Genomic DNA, 25,205 nt, shown 5'->3' on the forward strand with positions numbered 1-25,205 from the left:
CAGGCTGTTTTACTGGGTAAGTGCTTCAGCCTGTTTCTGGGCTTCGGCGAGCGCTTCTTCAGCGGAGATGCCCTCGGTGAGCACGCGTTCGATCTGCGTGAGCACGATCGTGCGAATGGCCGCGGTGTCGGCCTCGAATCCGGCGATGATGACGCTGCTGGCGTCGTTGACCTGCTCGTGGAACGCGGCAACCCAGGGGTTGGCGCCCAGCAGTTCGTCGGAGGCGGCAACCTCGGTGGCGATGGCCGACGGGAAGAGCGTATCGGCGAGGCCCTGCTGGGCGTCGTCGGTGAGCATCCACTTGATAAAGTCTTTGGCCGCTTCCTTGTTCTTGGAGTTGGCGTTGACACCGATGGAGAAGCCGGCGTAGGCCGAGCCGCCCTCGGGGAAGGGCAGCACGGCGGAACCGATCTTGTCGGCCGGAACCGCGTCGCCGACCAGGGTCATGACGGCCGAGGAGTTGTCGATGGCCATTCCCAGTTCGCCGGCTGCGAAAGCCGAGCGGTAGGTGGAGGCGTCCTGGCCCTTGCCGAAGCCCGGGGAGTCGTAGACCGACTTGAAGGCCTCGACCGCTTCGATGTTCTCGTCGGAGTCGATGGTGAGCTTCTCACCGTCTGACCACTCGCCGCCGTAGCCGAATTCCCAGTTGGACTGGTCGGTCCACCACGGGGTTTCCTCGTTCATCTGGTGGCGAACCGAGAAGCCGGTCTTGCCGGTGGTTTCGGTGATTGTGGCGGCAGCGGTGATCAGTTCGTCGACGGTGGTGGGCGCTTCGACACCGGCAGCGGCGAGGATGTCGGTGTTCCAGAACAGGGAGTAGGGAACGACCTCCCAGACCAGGCCGAGCTGGCTGCCATCGACGACGTAGTTGTCGTTGATGTTGCGCAACTCGGTTGCTTCGCTGACGACATCGTCGAGCGGTTCGAGCAGGCCGGCATCGGCCAGCTGGGGAAAGTAGGCGTCGGGGATGACGAACACGTCGGGGCCAGCGCCGGCGCCGAACTGCGTGCTCAGAGTCTTCTCGTAGTCGGCGCGAGCGATCTCGACCTTTTCGAGCGTCACATCGGGGTTGTCGGCCGTGTAGCCGTTGATCGTGTCGAACAGTGCGTCACCGCGGGTGGGCTCCAGAAACTGCCAGGTGGCCACGGATAACGTGCCAGCGGCCGCGGCAGTGTTGGCGGCTTCATCGCCACCGCCTGCACAGCCCGAGAGTGCGAGTGCGGCGACCGCTATGACGGCGACCGGGACTGTCTTTTGAACTTTCACGTTTCCTCCTAGTGCAAATGACGCTTGTGCATATGTTGCAACGCATGTTGCAGATGATGTGAATTCAGTATTGTGCAGCCCGAAGTCGGGCGGAAGAGCGGCATGTTGCGGGTTTGTAACATTTGCACGCCATTGTGCGTATATTGCACACTATTTAGAAGTAGGTGCGAACCAGACCCACCACGAGGTCGGACTCCCAGTTCTGCACGACGGGGATACAGCGCCACTTGTCGAACGCGGTGCACGGGTGCGACAACCCGAGCGTCACGACCGAGCCGATCGCGAGCTCCTGCGCCGGGGCCAGCCGCAGAAAACTGTGCTGGTCATTCATCGCGCTGACCGAGGCCCCGGTCAGCGGCGTTGCGGCCGCGCCGAGGTCGATCGCGCTGGTCTGGGGAATGGGAAGCCCCTCGTCGTAGGGAAAGTCGCGCTTGCCAGCGTCGAGCAGGGCGAGCTGCGGTTCCGGGCGCGACAGCACCCGGGCGAGGCCGCGCATGGCCGGTCGCAGCACGTGCGCCGGGTCGGCGTCGCCCAGCCGCGACGCGTCGAGCGGGGAGATTCCCCGATAGAAGCCGTCATCGTGGGTGAGATAGGCACCGGAGCGCAGCACATAGCGAGTGTTCGGCACGGGGTTGTCGATGGGGCCGAAGACTTCATCGACGAGGTCAAAGTAGGCGCTACCGCCGGCCGTGAGAATGACCTCCTGGTCGTCATAGTCATCGGCCAGGCTCGTGTGCAGTTCGAGCATTGCTTCGAGATAGTCGCGCACCGCGGCGAGTCCCTGCTCGTTGCGGTCATGGGCAAGACAGCCCTCGTAACCCGCAACGCCGGCCAGACGCAGCACCGACGACCGACGGATGCGTTCAGCTACGCCCCGCGCGTCGGCCAGCGTGCGCGCCCCCGTGCGTCCGCCGTCGGCGCCAAGCTCAACGCAGACATTGATCGGTCGTGCGATTTCGACGCCGTCGAGCGCGCGCTCCATGACCTCGACGGTGTCGACGGAGTCTGCCCAGCAGCTGAACGAGAAGCTCGGGTCGGCGAGCTGGGCGGCCACGAAACGCAAGGCGCGGGCATCCGTCAGCGCGTTGGCGAGCATGATCGATTCGAAGCCGAAGTCGCGGGCCACTCGCACCTGGCCGGCCGTGGCGAGGGTGATGCCGAAGGAGCCGGTGTCGATCTGGCGCCGCCAGAGGTCGGGTGCCATGGTGGTCTTGCCGTGGGGCATGAGCGAGAAGCCGTGGCGCGCAGTCCAGTCGGCCATGACGCCGAGGTTGTGGGCAAGGGCGTCGTCGCTGAGCACGAGGAGCGGGGTCCAGAACTCGGACAGCGTCGGGCGTGTGGCCAGGAACTGTTCTACGGTGAGGCCGGCCGCGCGAGCCGGGAGGCCCTTATCGCGGGGCGACAGCTGGTTGTTGTCTACTCTGATTTCTGCACCGTACCGATCGAATTGTTGCATGTCGTGCACATGCAGTTGCAATTTCTGTTATCGATTATCTAATCAGAAGCGTCGCCGACTTGCGAGCATGTTGCAGTATTTGCAACAGTGTTGCAATATATGCTCAGATAGTCAACTATGGAGCCATGAGCCAGACTGTGATCACCATTGGCGAGACCATGGTGCTCGTCACGCCCGTTGAGGCCGAGCCGTTGGAGACCGCGAGCGCGTTTCGCCTCGATGTCGGCGGTGCCGAGTCGAACGTGGCGTCACACCTGTGCAATCTGGGCACCCCCACCGCGTGGGTGAGCCAGCTCGGCGACGACGCCCTCGGGCGGCGGGTCGAACGGCTGCTGCGTGAACGCCAGGTCGACACCGGCTGGGTGCGCCGGGTCGCGTCAGCGCCCACGGGCGCGTATTTCAAGGACCCCGGTAACGGCGTGCAATACTTTCGCGCCGGCTCTGCGGCGTCACTCATGAATGCTGTGACTGTCGCTGAGGTTCCGCTCGAAAGCGCTCGGCTCGTGCACCTGTCCGGCATTACCGAGGCACTGTCGGCGAGCTGTGCCGAGCTGGTTGCCACCGTCATCGCTCGGGTTGCCGCCGCGCCAACGCTGCTGAGCTTCGACGTGAACTATCGCGGCGCCCTGTGGAGCGTGACTGATGCTGCTCCCGCGCTCGCACACTCAGCCGGCGGCGCCGACATTGTTTTCGTGGGCCTCGACGAAGCTCACACCCTCTGGGACACGCGCACTCCCGACGACGTTCGGACAAAGTTGGCCCACGTGCCGTACCTGATCGTGAAAGACGGTGACGTCGGCGCGACCGAGTACTCCCCCGCGGGAACCGTGTTCGTTCCGGCTACTCCGACGGCCGTCGTCGAGGCGGTCGGGGCCGGTGACGCCTTCGCCGCCGGGTACCTGCACGCCTTCTTACAGGGCCAGGGCAGCGCCGAGCGCCTGCAGGCCGGGCATGACCGTGCCGTGCTGGTTTTGCAATCGACGAGTGACTTTCTGCACATCCACTGACCGCTTTTGAGAGGCACACATGACCGCACTATCGAATGAATCGCTCAGCCCCCTGCTCGACGGCCAGCCGTTGATGGCCATCCTGCGCGGCTTCGGCGTTGCGCGCAGCCTGGAGTTGGCACGCCAGGCCTGGGATCTCGGCATCGACTGCGTCGAGCTGCCGATTCAGTCCAGCCGCGACATCGACGCGCTTCGCGCCGTGGTGGCGGCCGGGGCAGACCGCGGCAAATCGGTCGGGGCCGGAACCGTCGTGACGCTCGAACATGTGCGCCAGGCCCACGAAGCTGGGGCTGCCTTCACGGTGAGCCCCGGCTACGACCCGGTTATCGTGCGTGCCTCGTTCGATGCCGGCATGCCGCCCCTGCCGGGCGTGGCCACCGCTTCGGAGGTGCAGGCCGCCCTCGCCTCTGGCCTGACCTGGCTCAAGGCTTTTCCGGCCAGCCTGCTCGGGCCGACCTGGTTCACCGCCATGGCCGGTCCGTTTCCGCAAGCCAAATTCGTAGCGACCGGCGGCATGGACGCCGCAAACGCGTCATTCTTTCTCGCCAACGGCGTGCGCACCGTGGCCGTGGGCTCGGCCCTCGGCGACCCAGCCCAGCTGGAGCTGCTCGCCGCCATCGCCCATGCTTGACTACCTGCAGGCCAAGCTCGCCTACGAGGTGGACGTGCTCGATGCCGCCGCGGGGCTGGACTCGGGGGAATTCATTCTCGTGGACACGCGCATGCGGGCATCGTGGGACCACGGGCATGCCCTGGGCGCGATTCGCCTGCGGGATGACATTCCGGCGGGGCGCACCGTGGTCGTCTACGGCTGGGGTCCGGGCTGTAACGGCGCCACCAGAGCGGCCGTTGCGCTCATCGCGCAGGGCCATTCGGTGCGGGAAATGATCGGTGGCTTCGAGTACTGGTACCGTTCAGGCCTCGCCGTCGAAACCGCCACCGGCATCGTGCGTCCGCCGGTGGATCCGCTGGTCGGGGCCTCGGGCGAGTCGCTCTAACTTTCGGGCTTGGAAGTGACGAACGGCGGCGGGAGGGGCCGCTCCGAGATCAGCCCTCTGGCTGAGACCAGCTTTGTGGGGGCACCGCTCGGGTTTGCCGTACTACTGCTGATTCTGGCCGGGGCCGCGGTGGTCGTGAGCCGTCGCCGGAACGTTGCGTGGGGCATCCGCTTGTAGCAACTGACAAAGCGGCCGTCACCACGTTGTATCAACGGGTGGCGGCCGCCTTATTGCGGGCTCGGCGGGGTTAGGCGGGCCGGGCTGCGCGCCAGTGCGTGATTTCGGCCAGCAGCTCGGCCCGGCGATCGTCGTCGATGAAGGCAGCACGCACGCCGTTGCGCGCGAGCACGGCGAGCTGGTCGACGGTGAGGTTGAAGGTGCGCGTGATCGCCGCAAACGTGTCGTCGAGGTAGCCGCCGAAGTAGGCCGGGTCGTCCGAATTGATCGTGACGAGCAAACCACGCTCCAGCATGGCCTGCAACGGGTGATCGGCCAGCGTGTCCACGACACGCAGACGCACGTTGGAGAGCGGGCAGACCGTGAGCGGAATGGCATTCTGCACCAGGTAGTCCACGAGCAGCGGATCCTCCAGGCTGCGAATTCCATGGTCAACGCGCGATACCTGCAGCAGTTGCAGGGCCTGCCACACGTACTCGGGCGGGCCCTCCTCACCGGCGTGGGCAACACACTTGAGCCCGTGCGCGCGGGCCAGGTCGAAGACCTCGACGAAATCGATCGGCGGGTGCCCGACCTCCGCCGAGTCGAGCCCGATTCCGATGATGGGTGCGTTCATGGCGATCAGCTGGGTAAGAGTGTCGAGCGCCTCGGCGGCAGGCTGATCGCGCAGAAATGTGATGATGAGCGCCGACGACAGGCCGAACTGCGCCTGGCTGTCACGCAGGGCCCCCGCCACGCCGTTTACGCAGGCAGCGAGGGAAACACCGCGCACGGTGTGCGCCTGCGGGTCCAGAAAGATTTCCGCATGGCGCACGCCGGCTGCGCTCGCACGACGCAGGTAGGCGCGGGTGAGGTCGGCAAAGTCCTGCGCGGTTTGCAGCACGGCCATATTGGCGTAGTAGAGCGTGAGAAAGGACTGCAGGTCAGTGAACTCGTATCGACTCTTCAGATCGGCGATGTCCCTGTAAGGCAGCGTCACCTTGTTGCGGGCAGCCAACTCGAAGATGAGTTCCGGCTCGAGGGTTCCCTCAATGTGTAGGTGTAGTTCAACGGATGGCAGGTGGGTTGAGGGCATGAGCGGGGTGCTTTCACGTTGAGCGAACGGCTTGCGTTGACAGGTTTCGGTATTACTCAGGCGAGTATACGTTTGGCTCGCTGAACTGTTGCGGCGTCGGGAACGCGAGCAACACCCTGCCGGGGTCGCCGAATCGACGGCTCCGAACAGGCCGCGCGCGGGTGGCGTGGGGCTACTGACCCGAGATCGTGAGGGTCGCGCGCGGGCGCGTGGCCTCGATGAGCTCGGCGTTCTTTCCGTCGACGGACTCGGCCCAGGCCAGCGCGGCCTCGGGGCTGCGTCCGTGGCGCTCGTGCCGGTCGACCAGGCGGCGGAGACGCTCGTTGTCGCTGGTCTCACAGAACCAGGATTCGGCGAGGAGCGAGTCGATCTGCACCCACGGCTCGGTGTCGGCGAGCAGGTAGTTGCCCTCCACCATGACCACACGAGCGCTCGGCAGCACGGCGATCTCGGCAGCGATTCCCTCGTCGACGTTGCGATTAAAGCTTGGCGCATAGACCGTGTGGTCGTACTCGGTGAGGAGGCGACGGAGCAAGGCGACGAATCCCCAGCCGTCGAAGGTGTCGATCGCGCCCTTGCGATCGTGCCGGCCGAGGCGGTCGAGGGTGGAGTTGGCGAGGTGGAAACCGTCCATGGGGAGGTGCACGGCGACATCCGTGCTGCCGAGCAGATCGTTCACCGTCGCGGCGACCTGCATCGCGAGGGTAGTCTTGCCGGCGCCGGGGCTGCCGGCAATCCCGACCAGAATGCGCCCGTGCTCGGGCAGAAGATCGATGACCCGGCGGGCGAGGTCGGTCAGTTGAGCGGATGCTGTGGGCTCGAGGCCGCGGTTCGACATGAGTTGACTATAGGGGGCGGCGGGAGCGCGAGCTGTTCAACACGCGTTAGCTGCTGGGCGGGGGCGCTGACGGGGGGGGGGGGCTGCGGCGGCTGCGGGCGGGACGGGGCGCTGCGAGCGCTGACTGTGGCGGTGGGGGGTCAGGAGCCGGTGGGAGGCCAGATGCCGTCGCATCCGCTTTGCGCACAGGCGAATTGCCAGGTCTCGCCGTCGGGCACGATTTGCATGGGCATGAGGCAGCGCGGGCAGTTGGGGGCACGCACCTCGGCCGGTACAGCGCTGGCCAGCTCGGCCTCGGAGTACGGCGGACCAAAGTACAGCTGCGGGCACGCGAAGTTGGCGCAGCCGTAGTCGTAACCCGTGCCGTGCCAAGTGACTTCCAGGGGATCGCCGCATTGCGGGCAGAGGCGCGGCTGATCGACGTCTTTCTTTTCGAAGACCCATGCGACGTTATCGTCCATGCGCTGAGAATAGTCCCGCCGGCCGGGGTGTGGTGGGCATTTGACGATTTGTGGAAAATCGGGCGACTCGTACTCGGAGCCTCGTGTATAACTGCGGAGAATTTACCATCCGGCGCCGAAGACCATTGGAGGTGACCCGGTTTTCCGGGGTCGGGGCCGCTATCTCGGCAGTTACGAACGGGACGCCCAACGGCCGGGCTAGAGCCAGGTGCGGCCGGCGTCGGTGGAACGGAGGGTGGCGTCGCCGATCCAGAGCCAGAGCGTGTCATCGGCGGCGGCGACGGCGACGTTGCCGGCCAGGGCGGCGGGAGTTTGCTCGGTCGGGTAACAGCCGGTGACCGTGGGCGTGAGATCGGCGGTGAGGGCGACGAGGTTCACACCGATGCAGTCGGTGGCTGTGGTTGTGCCGGTGGTGGTCGCGACGGCCAGGTAGCCGGTGGACGTGGCAGTGACGGTGACTATTCCGGCGACGGTTACCGGCGGCGACCAGGTGGTGGCGGCATCCGTTGTGGCGAACAAGCGGCCGTCGGCGCAGAGCACGGCTGCCGAGTCCGCGTCGCTGCTGGGCGCGAGGGACACAACCGCATCGCACGGGGCTGGCTGGAATCCCGCTGGCCCGTGCAGTTCGGAGCGGTCGGCCGGGTCGACAAACCACATGGTGTCGAGCTCGTCTTCGGAAGATGAGTAGTTATCGCCCGCAACGAAGGTGCGCACGACCTGGGGCGAGCAGTCTTCTTCGGCGAATCCAACGAACTGGGCGACCGACTCGTTGGTTGCGTCGATGCTCTGCAATGCGGTCACCTCGGTGGGACCGTTCGCGTCGGTCGCGGTCCAGGAGGCACCACCGTCGGTGCTGACGGCGGGCTCGGCGAGCGGGTCAGGGCAGGTGCCAGTGACGGCCCGCCAGGCGATGGTCGACGACACAGCAGAGAGAATGCGCGTGAGCGGCACGGGGCTGACGCTGGCGGCCACCGAGCCGGTCGGGCTGGGAACGGGAGTGGCGGTGGGAACAAGCGCAGCGGGCGGCGGGGAGTCGGGGAGGCTGGTCTCGGCCCGGGTCGAGGTGAGAGCGGTGGCGACAAGATAGATGTCAGCCAGGAGGAACAACCCGACGGCGAGATAAACCCAGAGGCGACGACGCGAGGAATCGCGCGGGCTCGTGCGGTGAAAACGGCGCATATCAGCTCTGCCGCAGGGCGGGGGCCAGAGCCGCCGCGATCGTCGTGACCGAGTCGTCGATGATGGCGGCGACTCGGGTGTACACCACCACCGACTGCCGGAATGGGTCATCGATATCGTCGAGGGTGGCGGGAGTCGGCGACGGGTGCAGGCCGCGCGTCGCGGCGATCGAGGCCACGAATGCCGAGAAAGCGGATGCCGCCGGCTGGGTCGCCGAAGCGGGTTGCGGCGCAGCCTCAACCGGTTGCCGATCCTGTTGAGACACGACCGGAAGAGGGGACTCGGCGGTGGCGGCCGAGGTCGGTACATCCGCTCGCCGGGCCCAGGTTGGGGAACCGGGCCCAGGTTCTAAACTCGGCCCGGTTTCCGGGCCCGGGCCCGGAATGGAAGAAGAAGGAGGGTCGGAGGGGGATTCCACGGCGGAAACCAGACGGGCGAACTGGTTCAGAGTGAAGGTGTACCGGGTGGCCTTGGGGAGCAGCGTGACGACCTCACGGCGGTGGTCCCGGGTAGCCGTGAGAATGAGGTCGGCCTCGCCAACGAGCTGCTCGGTGACCTGCCGGGCCGCATGCTCGGTGTCATGGGCGCCGTGCTTGAGCGAGAGCGCGGCCGCCTCGGCCGTCATGGGGCTCGCCACCATGGCCCGGGTGCCGGCGCTGTGCACCTCGACCAGAAGGCCGAGCGCGTCACAACGAGCTCGCAACAACTGCTCAGCGAGCGGAGAGCGGCAAATGTTGCCCGTGCAGACCAGAAGAATGCGGGGGGCGCTCATGCTTTGGCTCTCGATCGGCGGGCGTAGGACGGCGGGACCATGTCAGGTTCGGCCCCGACTTCACCATAGCTGTGACCGTAGCCGTACGGACCATAGTGTCCGTAACCATAGGCATCCGGCCCGGTGATTTGCAGCATGGTGAGGACGAGCCCGCTGATCGGCGCTCCGACGCTGTGCAGGGCGGCGATCGCCCCCTTGAGCTGGTTCTTCTGGGTACGGCCAGCGGCAACGATGAGAATGGCAGCGCCGACGCTCTTGGCGAGGATAGCGGCATCCGTCACGGGCAGCAGGGGCGGGGAGTCGAAGATGACGACGTCGAAGGTGCTGTTGAATTCATCGATCAGCGTGGCCATGCCGGCTGAGCCGAGCAACTCGCTCGGGTTCGGCGGAATGCGACCGGCGGGAAGCACGAACAACTGCCCGAGGCCCCACGGCTGGATGACATCGCTGAGCTCAGCCCGCCCGATCAGCACGTCGGTGAGGCCGACCCCGCCCTCGATATCCATGTATTCGGCGATTTTCGGGCGACGCAGGTCGGCGTCGACGAGCAGCACCCGGGCGCCGGCATCGGCCAGGGCAATGGCCAGGTTGGCACTCGAGGTGCTCTTGCCCTCGCTGCCGATCGACGACGTGATGACGAACGAACGGTCAGCGCGGCCCAGATCGAGGTATTGCAGGTTGGTGCGCAGGGTGCGAAACGATTCGGCTCGGGGGCTGCGCGGGTCCGCGTGCACGATGAGCGGGCGCTCGGTGGCTTTCGGGTCGAACACGATGCCGCCGATGACGGGCATGTCGGTGACCTGTTCCACGTCGCGCTGGCTGCGGATGCGGATGTCGAGAGTTTCGCGCAGCACGGCCAGCCCCACGCCGAGGGCGAGGCCCACGAGCGCGCCGAGCGCGAGGTTGAGCGGCACGTTCGGGCTCACCGGCGCGTTCGGCACACTGGCCACCTGCACCCGGGTGAGTTTGACCGGCGCGGCCGCACCCGGGTCGTCGGGCTTCTCGATCTGCTGCACGTTCTCGGTGAGGCTCTGCGACACCGCGTTGGCGATATCCGCAGCCCGCACGGGGTCGGCGTCGGTGACCGTGATGTCGATAATGGACGTGTCGAGCGGTGCAGAAACGGAAATCGCATCAGCGAGAGCGGCCGGTATGAGGTCGAGGTTCAGGCCCTCAATGACCGGCAGCAACACGAGCGGCGTGGTGGCGAGGCCGGAGTACGTCTTGACCCTCGCCACGGTGAAGCTGTTGCCCTGCACCAGGTCAGAGGTGGTGCCGCTCGATTGCGTCGACACGAAAACCTTCGAGATGGCGCTGAACTTGGGCGTCGTCGTGATCGAGAAAACGGATGCCGCGGCGACGGCAACGAGCGTCAGCGCGACAATGAGAAGCCAGCTCTTGCGCAGGATGCGAATGTAGTCGCGGAGTTCCACGTGGCGACCTTTCGTTGCGATACATAACTGCTCTCCGTAGTCTCCCACAGAAAGAACGCCCCTTTACTCCCACGCCTGCCCCGTAATCAGGGGTGCAAAACCCTAATTCAGGCGTGCTGGCCGCGCACCCAACGGCGGCCGATCAGCACGAACGCCAGGCCCAGCGCGAGTACACCGGCGACGGAATAGAGCACCAGCGCTGGCACCCCGAAGCCGGCTGACGGCAGGGTCGCCGAGCCATCGGCGGCGACAACCGTGATCGTCGCCGTGCCCACACTTTGCGATTTTAGGCCGGTGGCGGTGAGAGTGTAGGAACCGACGGCATCAGCCGGCAGCACGATGGTGAGTTCGAGTGCGCCGAGGTTGGTCGCCGTGCGCTCCGTGTCGGTGGTCACGGCACGCACGATGCCGATCGTCACGGCGCCGTCGCCGGTGACGGCCACGGCCACCCGCTCCGCCTTCTCGAATGCACCGCTTTGGAACCCGACGCTGACCTCGCCACCGGGCTGCTGGTCGCCACTGACCGAGACGAGGTCGGCAGCGACGTAGCCCGCCGCCTGCGCGGCGACCGGCACAGCGAGCAGGGCGACGGCAGCGATCGCGAGTGTGGCGAGAAGTTTCTTGAGCACGTGCTTACCCCCCGGGGTGGTGCTGAATTAGATCATTGTGACGAACCCTGACAACTGAAGTCTAGTTGTGTCGCCTCGTGCAGCGCGATGAGGGGGGTGCTGCGCAGCTCGAGGGCACCGCTGAATGGCCGAGCGCCGAGCCAGTTGAAGCGCAGCACGGTACTCTCCCCCGGGGCCAGTTCGACGCCCACCGTGCTGACCGGAAAGGTCGCATCGGTGGCCGGATGGTAGGGAACGGTGGCCCCGTCGCGGGTGACGCCGAGATTTTGCACCTCGGGAGTGCCGTACCCGCTCACCATGGTCTTGATATTGCCGAGCGGCACGCCGAAGGAACCGCCGCCGGTGACATAAGCGGGAAGGCTGGTGGCGGCATCCGCTGGGGCAGTGTTGGTGAGGGTGACCTCGACCGCGTACTGCGGGCGCTGGTCTGCGCGGCAGGTCTGCTGGCCGATGGCGGTGTGCACGTCGAGGTAGAGGTCCATTTTGGCACCGGTGGCGTCGTTCAGGTAGAGGCCGAAACGGTTCGTGGTGCTGTCGCTGACCGGGCGCGCTCCGGCGAGGGTAGTGCCGGCGAGAACGGCCTGCTCGCCCTCGTCGGCGTTCCAGACCAGTACCCGGTTTTCTGCGCCGGCGCGGACGAGCGCGGTGAGCAGTTTGGTCGGATCGGCGCGGCCACTCTTGACAGCGTCGAAGACCGCGCCGGCGGCGGCGGCGAAGAAGGCATCCTGCTGGGCCGGCACCTCGTAGCGTGCGTAGACGTCGCTGAGCAGCAACTGCACGGCGTTGTCGGCGGTGAGCTCATCGCCAGTGGCCAGCGTGATCGGCCCGGTGGCATCGAGCAGGTAGCTGAGCGCGACCGGATCGACCGAGAGTACGCCGTTGGTCTCGACGCCGAATGCGAGGCGCCACATTTCACGCGTCAGGGCGCCGCTCTGGGCGAAATCGGGCGTCATGGTGACGTTCTGGATGAACTGACCGGTGATGTCCCCGTAAATGCTGCGAATCTCGTCGCCGAGAGGGAGTACCGGCTCGTCCGGCTGCGCGAACGATCCGGAACTCGCCTGCTGCGTGAGCTCGATGCTGCCCTGGTCGGTGTGCAGCAGGGCGAGGGCGCCGGGGATGCCGCCGGTGGAGCGCAGCTCGGCGGGATTCTGAAACAGCAGAATGTAGTCGCGGGGTGCGTCGGCGCCGAGCATGGCCGGCACCAGGGTGACGGCACGTTGCATGCCGTCGAGGGTGACCGCGGTGTCGACCGTGACGGTTTGCAGCTGGGTGACCGAGCTGCGCACGACCTCGAGCACGTTGCCGGTGTCGATGCGGTCGACGTTGGCGGCCGCGCGGGTGAGAGCAGTGTTGGCCGCGGCGACCTGCGGTTGCGAATCGATCAGGGGCTGCAGGGCGATTTTTCCGTCAACCGGTTTGAAGGCGTTCAGGTCGAGGGTGCCGGCGAGTGCGGCGAGGGGCATCACGGCATTCCGGGCGACGTCGTCGACCACCGCGGCGACCTCGCGCACGGCCACCAGGTTGGGTCCGAGAAACGGGAGCAGCTCATAGGCGCGCCAGACGGGGTCGCTCGTGCGGGACCGGGCGGTGTCGGCGAATTCGGCCAACTCGGCCGCGCTCAGGGCAGCGGCAGCACCGTTACCGGCGACGACCTGGTCTTTGAGGCTCATGGCGAGCGGCACGGCCGCCTCGAGGGCGTCCTTCGCCTGCAAGCCGCGAATACCCACCCAGGCGGTGGCGGCGATAAAGACAACGAGCAGCCCGAGCACAACCGGGCCCACGGTGGTGCGCGTTCGGGAGCGCTTCGGCCGCGCTGCGTGTGCCGATCGGGGAGAAGACATTGCCCTATTCAAGCAGAACGCGGGCCGGTCACGGCTTGACGCGCGAGCCGCGGGTTCGCTCCGCGGTGGGTGTCGGCACGACGGCCGGTACCGTGGTGTCGCCGTAACCATAGCCATACCCGTAGTGGCCGTACCCGTAGGCATCGGGGCCCTTGGTCGGCAGCATCGTGAGCACGAGTCCCGAGACGGGAGCGCCCACGTTGTCGAGCGCGGCGATAGCCCCCTTGAGCTGGTTCTTGTGGGTGCGACCGGCCGCCACGACGATCAGCGCCCCGCCCACGTTCTTGGCGAGAATCGCGGCATCCGTCACCGGAAGCAGCGGGGGTGAGTCGAAGATGACCACGTCGAAGGCCCGGTTGAACTCGGTGATGAGTTGGGTCATGCGGGTGGAGCCGAGCAGCTCGCTCGGGTTCGGCGGCACGTGGCCGGCCGGCAGTACGAAGAGCTGCGCTTTTCCCCAGGGCTGGATGACGTCGGCCAGGTCGGCCCGTCCGATCAGCACGTCGGTGAGCCCGACCGCGCCTTCCACGTCCATATAATCGGCAACCTTGGGGCGACGCAGGTCGGCGTCGACGAGCAGAACGCGCGAGCCGGCATCTGCTAGGGCGATTGCGAGGTTGGCGCCGGTCGTGCTCTTGCCCTCGCTCTCGATCGAGGAGGTGATGACGAAGGAGCGGTCGGTGCGGCCCACATCGAGATACTGCAGGTTGGTGCGCAGCGTGCGGAACGACTCGGCGCGGGGGCTGCGCGGGTCGACGTGCACGATCAGCGGCCGATCCTTGGCCTTCGGGTCGAACACGATACCGCCGAGAATGGGCAGGTCGGTAAGCTGTTCGACATCGCGGGTGTTGCGAATGCGGGTTTCGAGGGTTTCTCTCAGTACCGCGAAGCCCACGCCGAGGGCGAGGCCCACGAGGGCGCCGAGGGCGATGTTGAGCGGCACGTTCGGGCTGACCGGGGCGGTCGCGACGGTCGCTTCCTGTGCGCGCGCCAGCTTGACCGGCGAGGTCGCGTCGGTCGTGTCTGGTGTTTCGATTTCTTCGACCACGAGGGTGAGGCTGGCCAGAACAGCGTTGGCCGTGTCGGCGGCCCGCACCGGATCGGTGTCGGTAACGGTCACTTCGATGATCGAGGTCTCCAACTGCGACGACGCGGTGACCTTCGTGGCGAGTTCCTCGGCCGTGACACCGAGGTCGAGCGCGGCCACAACGGGCAGCAGCACGATGGGTGTGGTCACGAGGGCCGAATAGGTCTTCACGCGCGCCACCGAAAAGTTATTGCCCTGGGCCAGGTCGGCGGTCGAACCACTCGACTGAATCGAGACGAACACTTTGGACGTGGCGCTGTACTGGGGCGTCTGCAAAATCGACAAAGCGGATGCCGCGCCGACGGCCACGAGAGTGCACAACACAATGAGCACCCAACTCTTGCGCAGCATGCGAATGTAGTCGCGAAGTTCCATTCGACGGCGTTCCCCTCAGGTGTTCTGTGGGAATTTCAGCTGGCACCAGCGCTTTGTGCACCGCACGATCGCACGGCTCCCCTCACCTTAGGATATCGAACTTTAGTCGCCAACTCTGACCGTGCACCCCTAACGGGTATTTGGGTAGCTTTACCGTATGGGTATAACAACAGAAACAGCTGGGCCGTCGAGGGTTCGACCGCGCCACGTCGGGTCAGCACTCACGCCGGCCGCCATCGGCATCGTGCTGGCGATGGTGCTCATCGTGGTTGTCGACAGCACGCAATTCGCCGATGCCCGGTGGGCACTGCCGCTTAGCTACCTGTGCGTGTGGATACCCCTGCTCGGAGCCATCGTGGTGGCCGGCTGGGCCCACGGTGCGAGCTTCTGGCGGTGGCTGCGATTCTCGGTTCGGGGGATCGACCTGATCTGGGGGCTCGGCGTTGGACTGCTGGCGCGCACCGTCGCGAGCCTCATCGAAATTCTGGGCTATGGCAGCATCGGCTCGGCCGGAGTTCGCCTGGGCGACACTGTCTACGACGCCTGGTGGCTGTTCGGTGCACTACTCGCGCCCGTACTGCTCGCCCCCGTCATCGAAGAGCTCTTCTTTCGTGGTCTCGTGCTGCGGGCCGTCTACGGCCGCGTGGCGGCACGATGGGCGGCGCCGATCGCGATTGCCGTGAGCGGCCTCACGTTCGCCCTTATGCACCTCGTTGCCCTCGACCTCAGCGACCTGGCCACCGTCGCGGTGGTGGGGAGCTCGACGCTGATCTTTGGCCTGGCTGCAGCCTCGCTGTCGCTGGCCACCGGGCGAATCGGCGGCGCGATGATCGCGCACGTGACGTTCAATGCTCTCGTAATTGTGCCGGCTCTGCTGTAGTTCGTGGGGTTCGGATGCGCTGCCCCCTGCTTTGGGGATAGGTTTAAGCTAACTTGGCGAGGGACTTTGCAAATGCCTTTACTAGTATCAGCACGAACAGCACTTACCCGCGCTCTGAAAGAGTGATCAACACCCGAGGTTTTTCTGCGATACGGCCTGCCCGCCGGTCGGAGTGACCTGCGAACGATAAGGCCAGAACATGGGCAAGCTAACCTACGATTCGTACCTGACGGCCGACTTCGATGACCGCGTTCTGGCGCACATCCAGCTCGTCATCGGAGCCAAACTGCGCCGCGGTGAATCGTTCTACTTCTCGTGGCGCGACGACCCCCTCACCGGCGGCGGTCGCAGCACAGTGTGGATCCACCCGGGAATTGCCCTGGCCTACAAGTATTTCGGCAGCAAGATTCCCACACTTAACCGGGAGTGGGTCGAAGCACTGTCGCTCTCGGCGAACTCAGCCACCGGGCTGCAGGTCGTTGCCGAACCGCCGTCGAGCACTGCGTAGCCGGTAACCACGGCCCTGCTGCCGTGGCCCTGGGCGCGCCCGGGTACGTCGCGCGCGCCGGCAGCGGCCCGCCCACGTACCCTCGTGGGCGCACAAAACGCCCCGACACCAGACGGCAGTCGAGGCGTTCCGTGCGAGCAGCCAGGGCTGCCCGGAAAAGCTGGTTACGCGGTGGCCTGCTGACGGCGAACCGAGATGCGCACGACGACGAGGGCGACACCGAGCACGAGGATGCCAGCGGCACCCCAGATGACGAGAACCGGAGCATTGTAGCCGGTCGACGGGAGGCCCGTTCCGGATCCGGCGTCGGCTGCAACGATGTCGAGGGTTGCGGTGTAAGTAGCGGAGGCCGCGGAGGCGGTGACCGTGTAGTTGCCGACGGCCTCATCGGGAATCAGAACTTTGACCGAGGAAGAGCCGTCTAGCTCAGCACGCTTGGTGAGCGACTGGGTGACGGCAGCCTTCACGACGCTCAGCGTGGCGGCGTGCGACCCGGTGACTGTGTACTTGACGCTTTCGCTTTGCTCGAACGCGTTTGCGGCAAAGGCGATGACGGCAGTTTCGCCGGCGATGGGCGGAGCCGTAATGGTCACAACCGCAGGGTCCGACACGTAGTCGGCGGCGACAGCGGCTGGCGCGAACGCGAAGACGGCAATGACGGCGAGTGCGGCCGTGGCTAGGCTTTTCTTGAACATAGTGAGGTTCCCCCTGGGTGCTAGATGGTTGCGACGTCGGTTTCAACGCTTCCCGGCACATCGTCATGAAATACCTAGGCTGCTTCTACGCTAGCGGCCATCTGGTGCAATACATAGGTAGATTGGGGATCAATCTCAGCAAAACGCCGTCATCGCACCCGAAGTGGGGGTGATTAATGCAGAACGCGCGTTCATACCTCCCGCACCAGGCCGTTCCGGGAGATGACCAGCAGCCGGCTCATCGTGATGGCGTTCACGGTGGTCTCCACGATGATCGTCGCGAATTCCGGCCGGCCGGGCGGCAGTACCCGCACCGTCAGTCGCCCCTGCATCAGTCGGTCGAGCTCGCCGCCCACGATCGCGGCCGTCAGCGCAACGGATGCCGGTGGCCGATCGCCGCTGTCGTCGAGCAGCACGACCTCGACCCCGCGGGCGCGTGCCGCCCAGGCTGCCCCGATGATGGGTTCGACGAACAGACAGCGCGCGCGAATGGCGTCGCGCAGGCTGGCCTCCACCAGCAGGAACTCGTCGCGCTGAAAATCCGTCACCGGGTCGATGCGGGTGAGACGTTCGAGCGAGGGTCGCGCCAACGCGTTCAGTCGGGCGACCTGCACCTGACGTTCGGAGGTGGTCGCGCCGGTGCGGGCCACAAAGGTTTCCCTCTGCAACCGATCGCGGTACAACTCGTCGAGATTGCGTGAGTAGTGCCGCAGGGCCACGGCGAACAAGGTGCCCACCAGGAGGGTACCCGCGTGGCGGCTTGCCTGCAGGAGGCCGTCGCCGACGGTGAGCCCCGTGTGCACCGCCACAGCGATGGAGCTGAAAGCCATCATGGCGTATCCCGCCCAGGCCCAACCGGTGCGTCCGCGGGCGACCAACACGACGAGCAGCAGCGTGATGGCGCCCAGGTGCCAGTGGGCGAACGGTCCAACCGGCCCGCTCGGAATGTGGAAGAACATCAGGACGGCAGCGACCGTGCAGAGCAGGAGAACACCTACCGTGCGGATCATCGGCATCGGATCAGCGGCGTCACCGGTGACCAGAATCGCCGCGCTGGAGAGCGCGAGAAAAGCAAAGATGCCCAGCGGCATGATGGTGATGCGATCGGAGTTGGCGGCGGCGAGCACCGAGTGCACGACGATGAAGAGCACGACGTCGAGCCGGGACAGGCGCACGGAAAGACCGAGCGACGCCGAGAACGACAGGGGACGCGGTGCCGCCCCTGGTATGCGGGCGAAAAGAGCCGTCGCCGCGGTCACGGCCGCCGGAGTGGCCGCTGGCGAGGCCCCGATCGGCGTTATCGTTCGAACCCAGAACAGATCGACAGTGACTCCGTGACCCGGCCGGCTCGTGATGACGGCGCTTCCGCCCGGCACGCGTTCCATGCGACCGACGATGCTCTCCACGATTCCCAGCCGGTTGTCGGGCACGCGGGCGCTGTCGAAACCTACCCCGTCGTCGGTGACCGCCAGGTGAATCGCATTCCGGTCGGCGCTCAGCGTCACCCGACGGCGCACCTGATGCGGATGCCCAACTCCGGCGGCGGCGACCGAGTTGCGCAGTGCCTCGCCGGCGGCACCGAGCAGCGCGAGTACGACCGGAGCGGGGATCGGCTTGAGATCGTTCTGCAGAATCGTGACGTGCACCGCGGCCGCGAGCTGCTGGCACTGGTGCCGCAATTGATTGGCGAAGTCAGCCCCGCTGACGGGGGCCGTCCGGGCATCCGTGCCGAGAGCGTCGAGCTGGTCCAGCGTGAAACGCGCTTGGCGGGCGACCACGGTGGGCGAGGCCCGGTTCAGGCCCGCCATCAGCAGGGTGGAGAGCACGCTGTCGTGCACGAGGGCATTGATGGTCTGCCGCTCCGCGCGCCGGGCAAGCCGGGCGGCCTGCTCGGATTCGGCGGCCCGTCGCACGTATTCCTCCCCGTCGACTCGAGCGGCGCTGCGTCGGATGGTCAGCGTCAGCCCCACCAGAACGCTCGACAGAAGGAGCATATAGAGAGCGTCCTGCAACCCCACGAGCAGTGGGTCGGCTTCCGGCGAGGTCGCGCCGCGAATAAGTCCGCTCGCGATAGACGCCAGCACGGCATAGATTCGCGCTGTCCAGGGCCGCACGCTGATGGCGATGGTAACCGTGGGAATGCCCGACAGCATGAGCACCCACGGCACATCGGTGCCGGCCGGGAGGGGTTCGAGCCGCATGACCAGCCACCAGCAGAGGATGAACGAAAAGGTGAAGCCTTCAGTGAGAGCGATGCGCCGTAATACCCGCAGCGGCACCAGATGGGAGAGAAAACCGAGGGCGGCCGGCAACCCCACGATGAACAACCAGCCGACGGTCGACGCGACCGGGAACGGGTTGTAGACCTGGCGCAGGAACACGTCGAGGGACAGCACGCCGAAGATCAGCGCGGTGGCGCCGACGCCGAGGTAGAGCATGCGGGTGAGACGTTCGGTGGCGGATACGTCGTCGAGCTCGGTGGCGCAGGCGCTGGCGGCCGTGTCGGCGTCGGGACGCGCTCTCGGCGGGCGAGGCGGAGCATCCGCTTCGTGCGAATTTCGCTGGGGCATTAGGAGCGGCCGGGAACGGGCAGGATGCCGTCTTCCAGAGCGCGCTTGTATAGGTCGATCTTGGTGTTGGCCGGGCGTCCGACGCGCTCGTACTTGGAGCGAACGCGGCGGATGTAGTCGATGACGGTGGCCTCGGAGAGTGCGGTGCGGGACGCGACGAGGGGCGCTTTCGCGCCGGCCGCGTAGAGCGCGAGTACCTCGCGCTCGCGCGGGCTGAGGCCCGCGTCAGCGAGGTCGGGGTCGCCGTCGAGGGCGGCGGCCCAGTCGGTGGAGGCGATGGTTTCACCGCGCGCGGCCCGGGTGATGGCGTCGAGCAGCACGGCGGCCGGCTCGGATTTGCGCACGACGCCGAGCACCCCGGCGCGGGCTGCGGCCCGCATGAGCTGTGCGTCGTCTCCCCCGGTGAAGGCGAGTACGGCCGCACCCCGGGCGCGAAGCCGGTCGACATTGCTCATGACCGTTGAGCCGTCGGAGAGACGCAGGTCGAGGATGACCAGGTCGATGCGGGTGCCGTGCGGCGTGGTTTCAAGCAGTTCGGTCACCGTGGCGACGGTGCCAGCAACGTGGATCTCGGGGATAGTGGAAAACAACTCGGCGAATCCGCGCGCGACGATCTCGTGATCGTCGATGAGGGCCACTCGATAGCGGTACATGGATTTTACCCTAATGTCTCCTTTCACATCCGACCGCACCCCATTGTGGGCTTTGGGCGCTGTGCCCTGTTTGGGGGCCCACAGAACTGGCGGCTGGACCGGTCTGCTTCGAATTTCTAAGCTGGAAGCGGGGAACTGGGGGGACAGGGGGTGCTCGCGACGACGACGAGCGTCCCGACCGCGTCAGGCGGGCTGTGCGCTCGGCGCTTTATTCGGGCGGATTATTCGGGCGCTGGCCGGCTGCGATTGTTGAGCACTCCGTGGCTCTCGTCGAGATAGCAGCTGCCGCAGAGCGACTCGTAGGTGACCTCTTCGCCGTCGATGGCCACCTGGTCGCCGTCGAACACAAACGCGCCGTCGATCTTGCGCCCGTTGAACACCGCTTTGCGCCCGCAGCGGCAGATGGTTTTGAGCTCTTCGAGGCTGTGGGCAACCTCGAGCAGGCGGCGGCTTCCGGGAAAAGCGACGGTTTGAAAGTCCGTGCGAATACCGTAGGCCAACACGGGCACGTTCTCGAGAATCGCGATGCGCAGCAGGTCGTCGACCTGGGTTTCGGTGAGAAACTGGGCCTCGTCGAGCAGTAGGGCGCTTACGTCACGGCCGGACTGTTTTAAGACCTCGCCGCGGTGCTGCTGGAACGCGGCGTAGGCATCCGTTTCGGGAGTGAGCAGAAAGTCGACGGCGCGGGTGACGCCCAGCCGGGAGAGGATGCCGCGGTCACCCTTGGTATCGACGCTCGGCTTGGCGAGCAGCACGTGGTGGCCGCGCTCCTCATAGTTATAGGCCGCCTGCAGCATGGACGTGCTTTTACCGCTGTTCATGGCGCCGTATCGAAAGTACAGTTTCGCCATTATTTGATGCCTTTGGTCGTGGTGCGCTCAGCGTCAAATTCTAGCGTGAGCAGCGGATGCCGGCTGGTCACCCGCACCCGGGTGAACACGGCGCGCAGCACACTGAGGTACGGGCGCAGGGCTCGGCGGCGGTGAAACGGCGGCAGGGAGATGCCGGCCTGGATCGTGATGGTGTCGATGGCGCTCAACCCCGTTGTGCGCGGCCTGGGGGCGGTGGCGGCGTGCACCTGGGCCTGCGCGCGGGCCTGGGCCTTGGCCTGGGTCGCGGCCTGCTCTTCGGCGGCGGTGACGATGGCAATGGTCGTGGTGTCGGCGGCCGGTGTCGGCCGGGCTCCGCGGTGGCCGAAGGCCTGGGTGATCTGGTCGGTGTCGGCGGGGGCTTCGCCGGATCCGTCGATCTGTACGACCAGGCTGGTGGGGTCGAAGCCCTTGAGTCGGCAGAGGGCCACGATCAGGGCACCGACGGCGGCGCGCTGATCGGAGTCGAAGCCGGTCGCGCGGCGCTCGGGGTCGGCGATCACGCACAGCGGGTTGAGGCCGCGCTCGGTGAGTTTGAGGCGTTCGCGGTCGATGAGGTCGTCGAGCCAGGTGTGGTCGACCTCGGCCACGAGCACCCGCCGCACCTGGAAGGCGAGGGAGCGCGCCCGTTTGATGTCGGCTGCTGTCAGGGTTTCTCGCTCGAGTACGTCGGCCAGAAAGGGGAGCACATCGGCGCCGAGGTTTTTCAGACGCTGATCGACGACCTCGGTGGCGAGGAGACCCCGGCTCTCTTCGGTGCGCGCGCGGATGGCGCGGCGGGCATCCGTTTGCCAGCGGTGAATGGAGTTGACGACCTGGCGCGAATACGCCGCCGAGGCGAGCGCGGGGGCGAGCACCTGGGTCATGGCGATGATGGCGAAAAGGAAAGGCGGGGTCTGGATGCCGAGAAACGGAGACTGGGCCAGGGCCGTGACGCCGACGACGACGGCGGAGGAGACGCCGAGCGTGAGGATTTCTTTCCACGGACGGAATGGGGCAAGGGCGAGGAGCAGCAGGCCGAGTCCGATCGGGGCGAAGTCGTCCTGGATCATGCCGTTGAACTGCCAGGTGCTCGCCGCGGCGAGCAGGTGCGCCGCGAGGCCGAGGGCCACGATCACGACGGCGCGGGTGCGGGTGAACGGCGCCAGATCGGGGCGGGCGGCCCACACCAGCACGGCGGCCGCGATCATGAGCACGGCAACGGAGGCCGCGGCGAGCTCAGTGATCTGGATCTCGTGCATGCGCGATATCGTCGCGACGATGGCGTAGGTCACGACGATGAGGGCGACGACCGGGGCGAGGGGCCACGCGGCGAGGCCGCCGATGGGGTCGAGGCGCTGCTGCGAAGCGGATGCCGGCGCGCGCGGCCGGCGCGGGGTGGGGGTCGCGCGGGTCATCGGGGGTTCCGTGGGGTCGCCGGGTTGTGGCTGGGCGGGGTCGCGCGGGTCATCGGGGGGTTTCGCGGGGTCGGGCGGTTTCGCGCGGTCTGGCTGGTGGCAGGGTTCGTGGGCGTGTGTGTGGCGGCCGGAACCGTCAGGCGCACGCTCGTGCCGGCGCCGGGGCGGCTCCAGATCAGCACGGATCCGCCGAGCTGTTCGATGCGGCGCCGCACCGACTGCCGCAGACCGAGGCGGTCGGAGGCGGATTCCGATTCGGTGAAGCCGCGGCCGGCATCCGTTATGAGCAGTGAGATTGTGCTCAGGTCGGATTCGATGGCGACCTCGGCGGAGGCGACTCCAGCGTGCAGGATGACGTTGACGAGGCACTGCTCAACGGCGAGGCCCACGTCGCGGTCGCTGCCGGCGTCGAGGCACGCGAGGGCATCGCGGTCGCCGGTGACTTCGACAACGAGTCCGCGGTCGCGTGTGCGTTCGATGGCGGTGTAGACGGCGCTCGACAGCCAGGCGTCGCTGACGGGTGATTTCGGCGTGTTCTCAGTGGCTGTGCCGGTGACGGTTGGTCGCGGGGCGGTGTTGGTGCGGGCGTCGATGTCGGTGAGCCAGTTGGTGTCGTGCAGGGTGGCCAGCGTGTAGTTGAGGCTCGCCCGGAGGCCCGGCGAGAGGGCGCCGGGTTCGGCCAGGGACAGGGCGACGAGCTGGGCCACGGTCGTGTCATTGAGTAGGGCGATAGCGCGGGTGTCGAGGGCGTCGCGGAGCTGGCGGTTGGATCCGTCTTGCACGGCACGGTGGATTGCGGGCTGGGCGGCGTTGCTCGCGCGGCGGTCGATTCCGGCGAGCACCATGACGCCGACGAGCACGAGGTAGGTGGAGAGGGTGAACAGGTCGGGCCGGTACGGCACTGCGGTACCCAGGATGGCGAGGAACGCGGCGGTCTCGGCGAGGATGAACGCCGCGGTGCTCCAGAGCACGCCGGCGAGGGCGGTGGTTCCGGCGCCGCCGACCATGACGAGTGCCATCTTCGGCAGGGCAACGAGGAACATATTCGACGCGGGGAATACGTCGGGAACGCCGAGCACGGTCGTGGTGAAGACGTAGACGCCGAGGGTTCCGACGATGAGATAGGCGACCGCCAAAGTGATGCGGCGGTGCCGGGTGAAAAGAATGAGCAGGGCCCCCATGGCGGCCACGACCACGATGGTGATCCAGAGTTCGGGGCTGCGGGTGAGGCTGAGAATGCCGACGGACACGACCGCGGCCATCAGGCAGGTCAGCGCGAACCAGTGTGCGGCCCGTGCGAGGGCGCGCGCGAGCGTCAGCTGCACTAAGTGGCCGGGTAGACCCAGAGACATATTTTCCCCCTGGTCAAGTATGCCACCGGGTTGAATGGGGGCGGGTGGCGTGGCCGTGGGTCGAACATGTGCCCAGTTTCCCGGCCCCGGCCCGGAAAGTCTGACCGGTCAGAACAGGGTGGGTGAGAGTTCGGGCGGGAGCTCGGCGGCGATCAGCGACCGCGGGGACTCGGAGCCCGGGGCCCACCTTGTGGCCCCAGGCCCAGTTTCTAAACTGGGCCCGGGGACGGGGCCCGGGCCCGGGCCCCGGGAAGCGCCCGGTGCAGAGGCCAGCGCAGAACCCGAGCCCGGCGCAGGGAGAAGGGCGGGCGCGCGGGAGTCGGGCGCGGGCATCCGTTCCGGGGAGGACGGAAGGGCGCTGGAGCGCAGCCCGCCGGTGGAGGGGTCGACGATCCCGCGCTCGAGGCCGTGCGCTCGAATGAGTGGTTTGATGCGGGCGGCGAGCCAGGTGCGGTATTCCTTGGGGGCGTACTGACCGCGGGCGTAGAGCTCCTGGTAGCGGCCGACCAGTTCGGGATGCTCGCGGCCGAGCCACTGCAGGTACCAGTCCTTGACTGCGGGCTTCAGGTTGAGCCCCGAGTAGAGCACGCTCGTCGCCCCGGCAGCCTTGGCCTGGCGCAGCGCCTCGTCGAGGTGGGCTCGGGTGTCGGTGAGAAACGGCAAAATGGGCATGAGAAAGATGCCGCAGTCCAGGCCGCGTTCGCGCACCGCGGTGACCGTCGCGAGGCGTGCCGTGGTGGTGGGGGTGCCCGGCTCGACGGACTGCTGCAGCTCGTCGTCGTAGATCGCGATGGACATGGCCAGATCGACCGGAACATGCTCGCTCGCCTCGACCAGCAGGTCGAGATCGCGGCGCAGCAGGGTGCCCTTGGTGAGAATGGAGAAGGGCGTCTTGCTGTCGGCGAGGGCCGCGATGATGCCCGGCATCAGCCGGTAGCGTCCCTCGGCGCGCTGATAGGGGTCGGTGTTGGTGCCGAGGGCCACCGGATGCCTCCCCCACGTTGGTTTCGCCAGCTCTTTTCGCAAGACCTCGGCCACGTTGACCTTCACAATGATCTCGCTGTCGAAATCCTTGCCGGCGTCGAGGTCGAGGTACTGATGCGTTGGGCGGGCGAAGCAGTAGGTGCAGGCGTGGGAGCATCCGCGGTAGGGGTTGATCGTGTAGCCGAACGGCAGCGCGCTCTGCCCGGGCACGTGGTTGAGCGCCGACTTGGCGAGGATCTCGTGGAACGTGATCCCGGCGAAGTCGGGCGTCTGCACGCTGCGCACGAGGTTGTTCAGGCGGGCCAGCCCCGGCAGGGCGCCGGGCCGCTCGGTCTGTAGTTCTTGTGAGCTCCACCGCATGCCCCAAGTCGAACATAGGTACGACTAAATTGCAAGTGTCTGCCGAAAAACCCGGAGTGAGCGGATGCCCGCAGCCCGCGCCTCCCGCGCCCCGTCGCCCGTGCGCTTCGCGGCACGTGTTGGAGAAGTTGGCACTAGTTTGAACAGGAGCCGTCTTCCTAAGGACATGCCACGGGGCGCGCGGGGTTCGCGGCACCCGCTATCGAAGCGGGCACTCCTACCTAGGAGTGTCGAGGTCGTCGACGTGGGGGCCGAGCCGGCCTAGTTTGCCAGCGGATGCCGCGGCCCCGCTCCCTCCCTCGTCTCACGGAACGTGCCCGCGGCCTGCAGGAGGTGCGGG

At 66.8% G+C, this 25,205-nt stretch carries 24 protein-coding genes; 6 read left to right on the forward strand and 18 right to left on the reverse strand.

The genetic code is table 11. From position 1 onward, the window contains the following. Positions 1-9 precede the first annotated feature (9 nt). Together BLS91_RS08375 and BLS91_RS08380 are read right to left on the reverse strand one after the other, a co-directional pair. Positions 10-1,266, reverse strand: a complete 1,257-nt coding sequence (locus BLS91_RS08375) for an ABC transporter substrate-binding protein (protein ID WP_159433840.1) — start codon at positions 1,264-1,266, stop codon at positions 10-12. A 154-nt stretch (positions 1,267-1,420) separates the two neighbouring features. Further along, positions 1,421-2,722, reverse strand: coding sequence for an alanine racemase (locus tag BLS91_RS08380; protein ID WP_092340509.1), 1,302 nt, complete (start codon positions 2,720-2,722; stop codon positions 1,421-1,423). Positions 2,723-2,847: 125 nt separating this feature from the next. On the opposite strand from BLS91_RS08380, the gene BLS91_RS08385 reads away from it, so the two are divergent. From BLS91_RS08385 to BLS91_RS19920, 4 genes are read left to right on the forward strand one after another with little or no spacing between them, the layout of a single operon-like run. Next, positions 2,848-3,729, forward strand: a complete 882-nt coding sequence (locus BLS91_RS08385) for a sugar kinase (protein ID WP_092340281.1) — start codon at positions 2,848-2,850, stop codon at positions 3,727-3,729. 19 nt (positions 3,730-3,748) lie between these two features. Then, the gene (locus BLS91_RS08390) at positions 3,749-4,360 is read left to right on the forward strand and encodes a bifunctional 4-hydroxy-2-oxoglutarate aldolase/2-dehydro-3-deoxy-phosphogluconate aldolase (protein WP_092340282.1); all 612 of its coding nucleotides are present in this window, start codon (positions 3,749-3,751) and stop codon (positions 4,358-4,360) included. After that, positions 4,353-4,727, forward strand: a complete 375-nt coding sequence (locus BLS91_RS08395; protein WP_092340283.1) for a rhodanese-like domain-containing protein — start codon at positions 4,353-4,355, stop codon at positions 4,725-4,727. The genes BLS91_RS08390 and BLS91_RS08395 overlap by 8 nt, the downstream gene beginning before the upstream one ends. A gap of 9 nt (positions 4,728-4,736) precedes the next feature. Then, positions 4,737-4,904 carry a hypothetical protein gene (locus BLS91_RS19920; protein WP_159433841.1) on the forward strand — a complete coding sequence of 56 codons (168 nt, stop codon included), beginning with the start codon at positions 4,737-4,739 and terminating at the stop codon, positions 4,902-4,904. A 70-nt stretch (positions 4,905-4,974) separates the two neighbouring features. Here BLS91_RS19920 and BLS91_RS08400 read toward each other — a convergent pair whose 3' ends face one another. From BLS91_RS08400 to BLS91_RS08440, 9 genes are all read right to left on the reverse strand, one after another. Then, on the reverse strand, positions 4,975-5,979 hold the full coding sequence (locus tag BLS91_RS08400) for an adenosine deaminase (RefSeq protein WP_092340284.1): 1,005 nt from the start codon (positions 5,977-5,979) through the stop codon (positions 4,975-4,977). A 172-nt stretch (positions 5,980-6,151) separates the two neighbouring features. Continuing rightward, positions 6,152-6,817, reverse strand: a complete 666-nt coding sequence (locus BLS91_RS08405; protein ID WP_092340285.1) for a nucleoside/nucleotide kinase family protein — start codon at positions 6,815-6,817, stop codon at positions 6,152-6,154. 140 nt (positions 6,818-6,957) lie between these two features. Continuing rightward, complete coding sequence (locus tag BLS91_RS08410; protein ID WP_092340286.1) at positions 6,958-7,278, reverse strand: TFIIB-type zinc ribbon-containing protein; 321 nt, start codon at positions 7,276-7,278, stop codon at positions 6,958-6,960. Positions 7,279-7,476: 198 nt separating this feature from the next. Beyond that, positions 7,477-8,457, reverse strand: coding sequence for a hypothetical protein (locus BLS91_RS08415; RefSeq protein ID WP_092340287.1), 981 nt, complete (start codon positions 8,455-8,457; stop codon positions 7,477-7,479). Position 8,458: 1 nt separating this feature from the next. Beyond that, entirely contained in the window at positions 8,459-9,229 is a 771-nt protein-coding gene (locus BLS91_RS08420; protein ID WP_092340288.1) for an arsenate reductase/protein-tyrosine-phosphatase family protein, read from the reverse strand. Beyond that, positions 9,226-10,662 carry a tyrosine-protein kinase domain-containing protein gene (locus BLS91_RS08425; RefSeq protein WP_092340289.1) on the reverse strand — a complete coding sequence of 479 codons (1,437 nt, stop codon included), beginning with the start codon at positions 10,660-10,662 and terminating at the stop codon, positions 9,226-9,228. Before BLS91_RS08425 ends, BLS91_RS08420 begins: the two co-directional genes overlap by 4 nt. Positions 10,663-10,769: 107 nt before the next feature. Then, on the reverse strand, positions 10,770-11,291 hold the full coding sequence (locus tag BLS91_RS08430; protein ID WP_092340290.1) for a hypothetical protein: 522 nt from the start codon (positions 11,289-11,291) through the stop codon (positions 10,770-10,772). A gap of 32 nt (positions 11,292-11,323) precedes the next feature. Beyond that, a complete protein-coding gene (locus BLS91_RS08435) occupies positions 11,324-13,135 on the reverse strand; it encodes a DUF4012 domain-containing protein (RefSeq protein ID WP_159433842.1) in 1,812 nt (603 codons plus the stop codon). Between the two features lie 28 nt (positions 13,136-13,163). Further along, entirely contained in the window at positions 13,164-14,597 is a 1,434-nt protein-coding gene (locus tag BLS91_RS08440; protein WP_092340292.1) for a tyrosine-protein kinase domain-containing protein, read from the reverse strand. Positions 14,598-14,754: 157 nt separating this feature from the next. On the opposite strand from BLS91_RS08440, the gene BLS91_RS08445 reads away from it, so the two are divergent. Beyond that, positions 14,755-15,477 carry a CPBP family intramembrane glutamic endopeptidase gene (locus tag BLS91_RS08445; protein WP_092340293.1) on the forward strand — a complete coding sequence of 241 codons (723 nt, stop codon included), beginning with the start codon at positions 14,755-14,757 and terminating at the stop codon, positions 15,475-15,477. A 199-nt stretch (positions 15,478-15,676) separates the two neighbouring features. Continuing rightward, positions 15,677-15,985 carry a DUF7882 family protein gene (locus tag BLS91_RS08450; RefSeq protein ID WP_092340294.1) on the forward strand — a complete coding sequence of 103 codons (309 nt, stop codon included), beginning with the start codon at positions 15,677-15,679 and terminating at the stop codon, positions 15,983-15,985. A 164-nt stretch (positions 15,986-16,149) separates the two neighbouring features. On the opposite strand, the gene BLS91_RS08455 is transcribed toward BLS91_RS08450, so the two are convergent. The 7 genes from BLS91_RS08455 to BLS91_RS08485 all read right to left on the reverse strand — a co-directional run bounded on the left by BLS91_RS08455 (position 16,150) and on the right by BLS91_RS08485 (position 24,865). Continuing rightward, the gene (locus BLS91_RS08455; RefSeq protein ID WP_092340295.1) at positions 16,150-16,680 is read right to left on the reverse strand and encodes a hypothetical protein; all 531 of its coding nucleotides are present in this window, start codon (positions 16,678-16,680) and stop codon (positions 16,150-16,152) included. Positions 16,681-16,871: 191 nt separating this feature from the next. Continuing rightward, positions 16,872-19,250 carry a sensor histidine kinase gene (locus tag BLS91_RS08460; RefSeq protein WP_092340296.1) on the reverse strand — a complete coding sequence of 793 codons (2,379 nt, stop codon included), beginning with the start codon at positions 19,248-19,250 and terminating at the stop codon, positions 16,872-16,874. Beyond that, the gene (locus BLS91_RS08465) at positions 19,250-19,903 is read right to left on the reverse strand and encodes a response regulator (protein WP_092340297.1); all 654 of its coding nucleotides are present in this window, start codon (positions 19,901-19,903) and stop codon (positions 19,250-19,252) included. The genes BLS91_RS08460 and BLS91_RS08465 overlap by 1 nt, the downstream gene beginning before the upstream one ends. A 221-nt stretch (positions 19,904-20,124) precedes the next feature. Beyond that, complete coding sequence (locus BLS91_RS08470; protein WP_092340298.1) at positions 20,125-20,754, reverse strand: thymidine kinase; 630 nt, start codon at positions 20,752-20,754, stop codon at positions 20,125-20,127. Continuing rightward, positions 20,754-22,169 carry a hypothetical protein gene (locus BLS91_RS08475; protein WP_092340299.1) on the reverse strand — a complete coding sequence of 472 codons (1,416 nt, stop codon included), beginning with the start codon at positions 22,167-22,169 and terminating at the stop codon, positions 20,754-20,756. The genes BLS91_RS08470 and BLS91_RS08475 overlap by 1 nt, the downstream gene beginning before the upstream one ends. Next, positions 22,166-23,521: a sensor histidine kinase gene (locus BLS91_RS08480; RefSeq protein ID WP_092340300.1), complete on the reverse strand. Its 1,356-nt coding sequence runs from the start codon at positions 23,519-23,521 to the stop codon at positions 22,166-22,168. The genes BLS91_RS08475 and BLS91_RS08480 overlap by 4 nt, the downstream gene beginning before the upstream one ends. A gap of 108 nt (positions 23,522-23,629) precedes the next feature. Next, on the reverse strand, positions 23,630-24,865 hold the full coding sequence (locus tag BLS91_RS08485; protein WP_092340301.1) for an Rv2578c family radical SAM protein: 1,236 nt from the start codon (positions 24,863-24,865) through the stop codon (positions 23,630-23,632). Positions 24,866-25,205: the final 340 nt, after the last annotated feature.

The sequence above is a fragment of the Cryobacterium flavum genome (genome assembly GCF_900103805.1).
Classification (GTDB): domain Bacteria; phylum Actinomycetota; class Actinomycetes; order Actinomycetales; family Microbacteriaceae; genus Cryobacterium; species Cryobacterium flavum.

What these genes read in the sequence shown, in the direction of transcription:
- BLS91_RS08380 (WP_092340509.1), bottom strand. Translation starts at nt 2,722, where the DNA reads ATGCAACAATTCGATCGGTACGGTGCAGAAATCAGAGTAGACAACAAC.
- BLS91_RS08385 (WP_092340281.1), top strand. Translation starts at nt 2,848, where the DNA reads ATGAGCCAGACTGTGATCACCATTGGCGAGACCATGGTGCTCGTCACG.
- BLS91_RS08390 (WP_092340282.1), top strand. Translation starts at nt 3,749, where the DNA reads ATGACCGCACTATCGAATGAATCGCTCAGCCCCCTGCTCGACGGCCAG.
- BLS91_RS08395 (WP_092340283.1), top strand. Translation starts at nt 4,353, where the DNA reads ATGCTTGACTACCTGCAGGCCAAGCTCGCCTACGAGGTGGACGTGCTC.
- BLS91_RS08400 (WP_092340284.1), bottom strand. Translation starts at nt 5,979, where the DNA reads ATGCCCTCAACCCACCTGCCATCCGTTGAACTACACCTACACATTGAG.
- BLS91_RS08405 (WP_092340285.1), bottom strand. Translation starts at nt 6,817, where the DNA reads ATGTCGAACCGCGGCCTCGAGCCCACAGCATCCGCTCAACTGACCGAC.
- BLS91_RS08410 (WP_092340286.1), bottom strand. Translation starts at nt 7,278, where the DNA reads ATGGACGATAACGTCGCATGGGTCTTCGAAAAGAAAGACGTCGATCAG.
- BLS91_RS08415 (WP_092340287.1), bottom strand. Translation starts at nt 8,457, where the DNA reads ATGCGCCGTTTTCACCGCACGAGCCCGCGCGATTCCTCGCGTCGTCGC.
- BLS91_RS08420 (WP_092340288.1), bottom strand. Translation starts at nt 9,229, where the DNA reads ATGAGCGCCCCCCGCATTCTTCTGGTCTGCACGGGCAACATTTGCCGC.
- BLS91_RS08435 (WP_159433842.1), bottom strand. Translation starts at nt 13,135, where the DNA reads ATGTCTTCTCCCCGATCGGCACACGCAGCGCGGCCGAAGCGCTCCCGA.
- BLS91_RS08440 (WP_092340292.1), bottom strand. Translation starts at nt 14,597, where the DNA reads ATGGAACTTCGCGACTACATTCGCATGCTGCGCAAGAGTTGGGTGCTC.
- BLS91_RS08445 (WP_092340293.1), top strand. Translation starts at nt 14,755, where the DNA reads ATGGGTATAACAACAGAAACAGCTGGGCCGTCGAGGGTTCGACCGCGC.
- BLS91_RS08450 (WP_092340294.1), top strand. Translation starts at nt 15,677, where the DNA reads ATGGGCAAGCTAACCTACGATTCGTACCTGACGGCCGACTTCGATGAC.
- BLS91_RS08455 (WP_092340295.1), bottom strand. Translation starts at nt 16,680, where the DNA reads ATGTTCAAGAAAAGCCTAGCCACGGCCGCACTCGCCGTCATTGCCGTC.
- BLS91_RS08460 (WP_092340296.1), bottom strand. Translation starts at nt 19,250, where the DNA reads ATGCCCCAGCGAAATTCGCACGAAGCGGATGCTCCGCCTCGCCCGCCG.
- BLS91_RS08465 (WP_092340297.1), bottom strand. Translation starts at nt 19,903, where the DNA reads ATGTACCGCTATCGAGTGGCCCTCATCGACGATCACGAGATCGTCGCG.
- BLS91_RS08470 (WP_092340298.1), bottom strand. Translation starts at nt 20,754, where the DNA reads ATGGCGAAACTGTACTTTCGATACGGCGCCATGAACAGCGGTAAAAGC.
- BLS91_RS08475 (WP_092340299.1), bottom strand. Translation starts at nt 22,169, where the DNA reads ATGACCCGCGCGACCCCCACCCCGCGCCGGCCGCGCGCGCCGGCATCC.
- BLS91_RS08480 (WP_092340300.1), bottom strand. Translation starts at nt 23,521, where the DNA reads ATGTCTCTGGGTCTACCCGGCCACTTAGTGCAGCTGACGCTCGCGCGC.
- BLS91_RS08485 (WP_092340301.1), bottom strand. Translation starts at nt 24,865, where the DNA reads ATGCGGTGGAGCTCACAAGAACTACAGACCGAGCGGCCCGGCGCCCTG.